Source organism: Mesorhizobium tamadayense, from assembly GCF_003863365.1.
Taxonomy (GTDB): Bacteria; Pseudomonadota; Alphaproteobacteria; order Rhizobiales; family Rhizobiaceae; genus Mesorhizobium; species Mesorhizobium tamadayense.
The window spans coordinates 20,288-28,624 of record NZ_RQXT01000073.1; the positions used below are offsets into that span (position 1 = coordinate 20,288).

8 protein-coding genes are annotated in these 8,337 nt (G+C 65.4%); 7 read left to right on the forward strand and 1 reads right to left on the reverse strand.

Annotation, left to right across the window (positions count from 1 at the left end):
• Positions 1-37: 37 nt before the first annotated feature.
• The 6 genes from EH240_RS33600 (at position 38) to EH240_RS33625 (ending at position 6,512) form a co-directional block, all read left to right on the forward strand.
• Positions 38-451 (forward strand): NUDIX hydrolase, encoded by a 414-nt coding sequence (locus tag EH240_RS33600; protein WP_206075369.1) that lies wholly within the window; start codon positions 38-40, stop codon positions 449-451.
• A complete protein-coding gene (locus tag EH240_RS33605; protein ID WP_125006607.1) occupies positions 448-1,425 on the forward strand; it encodes a GlxA family transcriptional regulator in 978 nt (325 codons plus the stop codon). Before EH240_RS33600 ends, EH240_RS33605 begins: the two co-directional genes overlap by 4 nt.
• A 167-nt stretch (positions 1,426-1,592) precedes the next feature.
• Entirely contained in the window at positions 1,593-2,891 is a 1,299-nt protein-coding gene (locus EH240_RS33610) for a M24 family metallopeptidase (RefSeq protein ID WP_125006609.1), read from the forward strand.
• Between the two features lie 27 nt (positions 2,892-2,918).
• Complete coding sequence (locus tag EH240_RS33615) at positions 2,919-3,596, forward strand: isochorismatase family protein (protein ID WP_125006611.1); 678 nt, start codon at positions 2,919-2,921, stop codon at positions 3,594-3,596.
• A gap of 5 nt (positions 3,597-3,601) precedes the next feature.
• Positions 3,602-4,573 carry an alpha/beta hydrolase gene (locus EH240_RS33620; RefSeq protein WP_125006613.1) on the forward strand — a complete coding sequence of 324 codons (972 nt, stop codon included), beginning with the start codon at positions 3,602-3,604 and terminating at the stop codon, positions 4,571-4,573.
• A 298-nt stretch (positions 4,574-4,871) separates the two neighbouring features.
• Positions 4,872-6,512 carry an ABC transporter substrate-binding protein gene (locus EH240_RS33625; RefSeq protein ID WP_125006615.1) on the forward strand — a complete coding sequence of 547 codons (1,641 nt, stop codon included), beginning with the start codon at positions 4,872-4,874 and terminating at the stop codon, positions 6,510-6,512.
• Between the two features lie 76 nt (positions 6,513-6,588).
• Here EH240_RS33625 and EH240_RS33630 read toward each other — a convergent pair whose 3' ends face one another.
• Positions 6,589-7,674: a LacI family DNA-binding transcriptional regulator gene (locus EH240_RS33630; RefSeq protein WP_125006617.1), complete on the reverse strand. Its 1,086-nt coding sequence runs from the start codon at positions 7,672-7,674 to the stop codon at positions 6,589-6,591.
• 193 nt (positions 7,675-7,867) lie between these two features.
• On the opposite strand from EH240_RS33630, the gene EH240_RS33635 reads away from it, so the two are divergent.
• Positions 7,868-8,337: transporter substrate-binding domain-containing protein (locus EH240_RS33635; protein WP_125006619.1), on the forward strand; the 470-nt coding region annotated here is incomplete at its 3' end.

Genomic DNA, 8,337 nt, shown 5'->3' on the forward strand with positions numbered 1-8,337 from the left:
CTCTGCCACCAAAGCCGCCGCCGGGAAACAGCCTATCGTGACTACCAGCCATTCCAGAACGATCCGGATCGCCGCCGCCGTGATCCAGGATGACAGCGGCAAGCTGCTTCTGGTGCGCAAGCGCGGCACCACCACCTTCATGCAGGCCGGCGGCAAGATCGAGCCCGGCGAGGCGCCCGCCGTCGCTCTTGCGCGCGAATTGCGCGAGGAATTGGGCATCGTTGTCGATCCGGCCACGGCCTCCCATCTCGGCTCCTTCTCGGCGCCCGCCGCCAACGAACCGGACGCCCATGTCGAGGCGGAGCTTTTCGAGCTGTCGATCGCGGGCGAGCCGATCCCGGCGGCCGAGATCGAGGAGATGATCTGGCTGCATCCGGAGCTGGCGAGCAACATGGAGCTCGCGCCGCTCACCGCCGACATCGTGCTGCCGCGCTATGGCCGCCAGCCATGACTGCGCGGAGCCAGGCAAAACCGTCGGCGAGCGAAGCACCCCTCACCTTCGCGGTGCTGGTCTTTCCCGGCTTTCCGATGATGGCGTTTTCCTCGGTGATCGAGCCGCTGCGCGCCGCCAACATTCTTGCCAAGCGCGACTGCTACCGCTGGGTGATCGTCGGCGCTGATCCCGGCACTGTCGAAGCATCAAACGGCGTCGTCATCCAACCGGGCTTTTCGGCTGCCGATGCGCCGAAGGCCGACCGCATCGTCGTGTGCTCCGGCGGCGACGCCGACCACGTCGTGGCCGACGAGGCGATGAGTTGGATCAGAAAGAGCCTGCGTGGCGGCGCGCATATCGGGGCGGTTGCGGACGCGGGGTTCTTCCTCGCCCGCGCGGGCCTGCTCGACGGCCACGCCTGCACCTTGCACTGGACCAGCCAGGCCGCCTTCACCGAAGCTTTCCCGGAGATCGAGCTTCGGCGCGACCTCTTCGTCATCGACCGCAAGCGCTTCACCTCGGCCGGCGGCGTCGGCAGCCTCGACATGATGCTGGAGATCATCACGCGCGATTACGGCGCCGAGCTCGCTGCCGGCGTCGCCGAATGGTTCGTGCACAGCCCGCTGCGATCGAGCGTCGACCGCAAGCTGATGCCGCTGCGCCTGCGCACCGGGGTGCAGAACGAGCTGGTGCTGTCGGCCATCGCCATCATGGAGGACGCGGTCGAGGAGCGGCTCGGCATGGTTGAACTCGCTCGGCGTCTGGGCGTGTCGCCCGACAAGCTCGAGCGCAATTTCCGCGCCGAATTGGACATCTCGCCCAACGGCTATTACCGGCGGCTCAGGCTGAAGCGCGCCGCCGACCTGTTGGCGCATTCGACGCTGATGGTGCGCGACGTCGCGCTTGCGTGTGGTTTTGCTTCGATGTCGAGTTTTGCAAGGGCGTTTCGAGAAGAGCATGGGCACGCGCCGAAGGCGGTGCGGCGGCATTAGGTGCGCGCTGGCGCGGTGAGACGCCGGCGGGACAGAGGGGGCGCGAAGTATTGCGGCGCTGCTCGGCTCACGCCCGCCGCCTCTGCGGCATCCGGCATGACATTTGCGGAATGCCGCACAAGCTCTGCGTCCCGCCCGGCTATGTTCACCGGAACAGGAGGCACTCCATGAGCATCGTCGTTTTCGATCCCGACAGCACCGAGGATGTGGACTTCAAGGACCGCATGCGCCACCCGGCCGCGGCCGACCCCGCCGGCGGCATGTGGCTTTCCGACACCGAGCCGTCCTTCATCGACGCGGACGCGTTGCGTAAAGGGCGGCTGGCCAAGCTGCGCGCCTGGATGCGCGAAGCGGGCTATGGCGGCGTCGTGCTGTTCGATCCCTATAACCAGCGTTACGCGACCGGCTCGCGCAACATGTTCGGCTATTTCCTGCGCAACTCGACCCGCTACTTCTTCATACCCACCGATGGGCCGATCGTGCTGTTCGAGTACCCACAGAGCTACCATGTCTCGATGGTGCTCGACACGATCGACGAGGCGCGGCCGTCGAAGCTCGTCTGGTCCTCCGTTTCCGGGCGCGACGACGAGACCGCCGGGCCGTTCGCCGACGAGATCACGGAGCTTCTGAAGAAGCATGGCGGCGGCTCGATGAAGCTCGGGCTCGACCGCTGCAGCCATCTGCAGGCGCTGGCGCTGGAAAAGCGCGGCTGCGACGTGAAGGACTGCCAGGGCGAGATCCTGGCTGTCCGCGCGGTGAAGACGCCGGAGGAAGTCAAGTGCCTGCAGGTCTCGATGGCCGGCGCCGAGGCGGCCGTGGCCGCCGTGCGCGAGGCAATCAAGCCCGGCGTCTCCGAAAACGAGCTGTTCGCCATCATGTATGGCGAGGTGATCCGCCAGGGCGGCGAGTTCATCGAGACCCGGCTGCTGACCTCCGGCCAGCGCACCAACCCGTGGTTCAACGAGGCGAGCGGGCGCAAGATCAGGCCGGGCGAGCTGCTCGCGCTCGATACCGACACGATCGGCTGCTACGGCTACTATTCCGACTTCTCGCGCACCTTCCGCTGCGGGCCGGGCAAGCCGACGCCTTACCAGAAGTCGCTCTACCGCATGGCGCACGACCAGGTGCAGCACAACATCGGGATCGTGAGGCCCGGCATGGCTTTTCGCGAGATCGCCGAGAAAGCCTGGAAGATCCCGGATCGCTTCGTCGACCAGCGCTACACCTCGGTCATGCACGGCGTCGGCATGCATGGCGAGACGCCTTTCATCGCGCACGCGATGGATTACGAGACCTATGGCCGCGACGGCATCATCGTGCCCGGCATGGTGGTGAGCGTCGAAAGCTACATTGGCGAGAAAGGCGGCCGCGAGGGCGTCAAGCTGGAGGACGAGATCCTGATCACCGAGAACGGCACCGAGCTGCTCTCGCGCTTCCCCTACGAAGACGAATTTCTTGACAAGTAGCGCCCACGCATCGACAGCACATTCCGCATGAAGAACCTCATTTCCATCCGGCGCGGCACGGTGGCCACGGTGTTCATCGATCTCCAGGAGGAGCATCGCAAGGACAAGCGCTATCTGGTCGAGGGCTTTGCCGACATCCTCGCCAACGTCCAGCGCCTGCAGGAGGCGGCGCGGCGCAACTTCGTGCCGCTTTACCACTTTGCCTATATCGTTGACCTCGCCGAGGCGCGGCCGTTCCATCCCATGGACGGGAGCGGCAAGTCGGCCTTTTCCGACAAGGACGATCCGCTGACGGCGATCTGCCATGAGGTGGCGCCGCGCGACGGCGAAGCCATGCTGGTCAAGCAGGAGGCCAGCGCCTTCGGCAAGAACGATTTTGCCGACAAGCTCAAGGCATCCGGCGTCGAATGGCTGGTGATCGCCGGCGTGTGGACCGAGGCCTGCATCGACGCCACGGTGAAGGACGCGGTGGCGCGCGGTTTTCGCGTGCTGCTGGTCAAGGACGCTTGCGGCAGCGCAAGTGCCGCCATGCACCAGACCGGCATCCTCAACCTCGCCAACCGGCTCTATGGCGGCGCGGTCACCAACACGCTCGACGCCTGCCGGCTAATGGCCGGCGATACGGTGAGCGTGTGGCAGGTCGAGGGCTCGGTGCCGCTGCGCTTCACCTTCGAGAACGCGGCACAACTCTACGCCGAGCTCTGACGGCGATGGCCGGCGACCCAGCCGATCCGGCAAGGCGCGGCAAATATGCCGCCCTGCTCGATCCGGAACTCTGGGATTACATCGACAAGGTCAATGGCTGGTATCCGCCGGAGATCGTGGCAGCCCCTATCGCCGAGCAGCGCGCGGTCTACGACAAGATGTGCGTGGCGTTCCACCAGAGCCATCCTGAAGGGGTGGCGACCAGCGACGGCCTCGTCGCCACGACGGCGCATGCGATCCCGGTCCGGCGCTACCGCATGGCGAACAAAGCGGCAGCGGCAGCCGTCGTCTACTATCACGGCGGCGGCTTCGTGCTCGGCGACCTCGACAGCCATGACGACATCTGCGCCGAGATCTGCGCCTGCACAGGCTTCGAGGTGGTCTCCGCCGGCTACCGGCTGGCGCCGGAGCATCTGCATCCCGCCTCCTTCGACGATGCGCTTGCCGTGTTCGAATGGGCCGCGGCAACAAGCGCGCTGCCGATCGTGCTGTGCGGCGAAAGCGCCGGCGGCAATCTTGCCGCCGCGGCGGCGCAGAGGGCGCGGCATCACCCGAGGCATGCGATCGGCCAAGTGCTGATCTATCCCGGGCTGGGCGGCGACGAGACCGCCCGCTCCTATGTCGAGCATGCGGAAGCGCCACTGCTGACGTTTGCCGATATCGACTTCTACCGCCGTATCCGCTCCGCGCCCGGGCAGTCGGCCGACGACTCGACCTTCTCGCCGCTCAGGGACCGCGATTTCTCCGGCTTGTCGCCGACGGTCATCGTCACCGCCGAATGCGACCCGCTGTCGTCGGACGGTGAGGCCTATCGCGACAAGATCCTCGCCGCTGGTGGGCAGGCTGTGTGGCGGGAGGAGCCTCGGCTGGTGCACAGTTTTCTCCGCGCCCGCGCAACCGTGCCGCGCGCGGCGGAGGCGTTTGGGCGGATTGTTGCGGAGGTTGGGCGGCTTGGGCGAGGTGAGTGGCCGTATTGAACGGCGCTCCCCCTCACCCAGCCTCCGCTTCGCTCGGCTGACCTCTCCCGAAGGGGAGAGGTGTCTGTCAGCGCCGGCGCAGATCTCTTCTCCCCGCGGGGAGAAGGCGGCCGCGAAGCGGCCGGATGAGGGGGCGTCGCCCGTGCCTTGCGGAACAACGCACAAGAACTGCGGAAAACCAAACATTTCCCTGCGGAAACCAGCCCTATCATCCCTTGGCAGGCGATGGCGCCCCCGGCGTCGCATCCGCCCCCGCGCATGGCGGCAACCAGGGCGCCCAACAACAGAGGGAACGACGATGAAATTCATGCTGACCGACAGAAAACTGCACCCGCAAGCCAAGCCGACTGCCGACGATTTCAAGAAGGGCGCGATCAGCCGGCGCGAGTATCTGGCGCTCATGGCCGGCCTCGGCGTCAGCGCCGCCGGCGCCCTGGCGCTGGGCGGGCTCAGCACGTCGCCTGCCCGCGCCGAGGAGCCGAAGCGCGGCGGCGTTTTGCGCGTCGCCATGAACGTCAAAGGCTTCAAGGACCCGCGCACCTTCGACGGCGTCGAGATGTCGAATGTCGCGCGCCACTGCAACGAATATCTGGTGCGGTGGAAAACCGACTTCACCTTCGAGCCGTGGCTGCTCGAAAGCTGGGAGACCAGCGACGATGCGAAGATTATCACGCTCAATGTGCGCAAGGGCATCACCTGGTCGAACGGCGACACTTTCAATGCCGACGACCTGATCCACAATCTCAACCGCTGGTGCGATGCGTCCGTCGCCGGCAATTCGGTCGCCGCGCGCATGGGCGCGCTGGTCAATGCCGACACCAAGAAGCCGGTCGAGGGCGGCATCGAGAAGGTCGACGACTACACGGTCCAGCTCAACCTGCCCAAGCCCGACATCTCGCTGATCGCCGGCATGGCCGATTATCCGGCGCTGATCATGCACCGCTCCTACGAGGGCGATGCCGATCCAAAGAAGGCTTTGGCCATCACCACCGGCCCCTGCGAGCTGGTGAGCTGGGATGCCGAGACGGGTGCGGAGGTGAAGCGCAAGGACAAGCCTTGGTGGAAGGGCGAGTTCTATCTCGACGGCATCAAATGGGTCGACTACGGCTCCGACCCCAACGCCATGCTGTCGGCCTTCGAATCCGGCGAGATCGACACCGACCACGAGACCGCCTCGGACGCGGTGTCGCAGACCGAGCAGATGGGCCTGCAGAATTCGGAGATCGCCACCGGCTCGACCATCGTCGCGCGCTTCAATGTCGGCAACGCGCCCTATGACGACGTCAAGGTGCGGCGCGCCGCCCAGCTCGCAGTCGACAATGCGGCCGTGCTGAAGCTCGGGCTCGACGGCAGGGGCAAGCCCGCCGACAACCATCATGTCGGCCCGATGCATCCGGAATTCGCCGATATCGGTCCGGCGGTGCGCGACGTGGACGAGGCGAAAAAGCTGTTGTCCGAGGCCGGCAAGGCCGACCACGAATACGAGCTGATCTCGGTCGATGTCGAATGGCAGAAGAGCACCGCAGACGCGATCGCGGCCCAGATCCGCGAGGCGGGCCTGAAGATCAAGCGCACGGTGCTGCCGGCCGCGACCTTCTGGAACGACTGGAGCAAGTTCCCCTACTCCTGCACCGAATGGCTCGGCCGTCCGCTCGGCGTCCAGGTGCTGGCGCTCGCCTATAAATCGGGCGCGGCCTGGAACGAAAGCGCCTATTCGAACAAGGAGTTCGACGAGCTTCTCGACAAGGCGCTGGCAACGCCGGACGCCGCGGCGCGCAAGGAGATCATGGCCAAGATCGAGCAGAATTTGCGCGACTCCGGCGTCATCATTCAGCCCTACTGGCGCTCGGTCTACCGCACCTACCGCAAGGGCGTGCATGGCTGCGAGCAGCACCAGGCGCTCGAGCAGCATTTCGAAAAGGTCTGGCTGGAGAGCTGATCCCTCCGGGGACCCGAGAGGGCCGGCGTGGCTCGGATGGGTCGCGCCGGCCAATTGGTATGTTCGTCCGACTAGGTCATGATCGGTTGAGACCCTGCCCGATTGCTTCCGGCGACCGGCCGACCGACATCCGCTCGATGATCGTCGTCGGGAGCACAATCCTTTCGGGCGGCCGGTCATCGCCTTTCAGGCGGCGTATCAGCAGCTCTGCCACGGATTTTCCCAACGCATAGACCGGCTGGTCGATGACGGTGATGGGCGGCGTCGTCACGCTCGTCCAATCGGCGTCGTGAAAGGTGATCAGCGATATGTCCCGCGGAATGCCGAAGCCGCATTCGCGGATCGCCTTGAACAGATCGAGCGCCACGACGCTGTCGGAGGCCAGGATCGCCGTCGGCCTATCGGCGCTCCGGAGCAGTTGCAGGAGCACGGCGTGCGCGCTCTCCGACCGCCCGCTGCCGAAATGGATGTCGCGCTCCGCTTCCTCGATGCCGGCTTCACGGCAGGCATCGAGGAACCCCAGGATGCGCTCGCGCACGGTGGAGGTGTTGATGCTCGACTCGGCGCCACGAAAATCCCCGGACAGCACCGCGGCGGTGACATAGGCGATCCTGCGGTGCCCGGCTTGCGTCAACATGCGCGTGGCGCGTAGCGCGGCATTGCGGTCATCGACCGTTACCGTGTCGACGTCGAGCTCCGGCAGTGCCCGGTCGAGCAGTGCCAGCGGGCAGGCGATCTCCTTGAGATGGGCGATATCTCCAGACTGTGCGGGAGTCACGATCAGGCCGTCGACCTGCTTTGCCATCAGAACGCGTATCGCGCTCTTCTCCGCTTCGACCTCCTCGCCCGAATTGGCCAGGATGACGTTGATGCCGGACCGGCGCGCGACGTCGCTTATGCCGCGCACCGCGAGCGAGAAGAACGGGTTCTCGATATCGCCGACGATGACGCCGATGCTGCCCGACCGGCCGGTCGTCATACTGCGCGCCAGTTCGTTCGGCCGGTAGTCGAGCGCCTTGGCGGCTTCGAGCACGGCGGCACGCACCGTCTTGCTCACCCGGCCATAACCGCCCAGCGCGCGCGCGGCGGTTGCCTTCGAGACCTTTGCCTGGCGGGCGACGTCGCTGACGGTAATGGAGGGAGCCTTGGGCGGGCGCTTCATTGTGGAAAAATCGCTTTTCAAATTCGTTGACGGATGGTCGTTCTCATGCCTACAAATGTCAAGAGACCGGTCTCATTCATGTTTGAGACCGGTCTCACAAGAAAAAGAACGCCCGGAGGCGTCAGATCGCATGCCGTATCGAAATGCTCGCTGCGCCCCTCGCACGAGCCGATCTTCAGAGTGGAGAACAACCATGAGCATCAGAGGTCTTTTCACACCGAGCCGGTGGCAGCGCATCGGCTCCTTCGTCTTCGCAGTCGCGCTCGCCGTCCTGTCGCTGCCCAAGGCTTGGGCGGCGGACAATCCGTATAACCTTGTCGATCCCAAGACGATCAGCGTGGGCACGATGGGTGACGCCAAGCCCTATGCCTTCACCACGGCCGACGGAAAGTTCACCGGCTTCGATCTCGAATTCTTCCTGAACGTGGTGAGCCGGATGGGCTTCAAGCCGGACCAGGTGACCTTTACCGGCCAGGAATTCTCGGGGCTGATGCCGTCGGTCGCCAACCAGCGCTTCGACGTCGCGGTCGCGGCAATTGGAACGACCGAGCAACGCAAGAAGACGGTCGATTTTTCCGACGGCTATCTCGCCGGCTATCTGTCGGTGCTGACCTCCGACCCCAAGATCACCTCGCCAGACGGTCTCGCAGGCAAGCGCCTAGG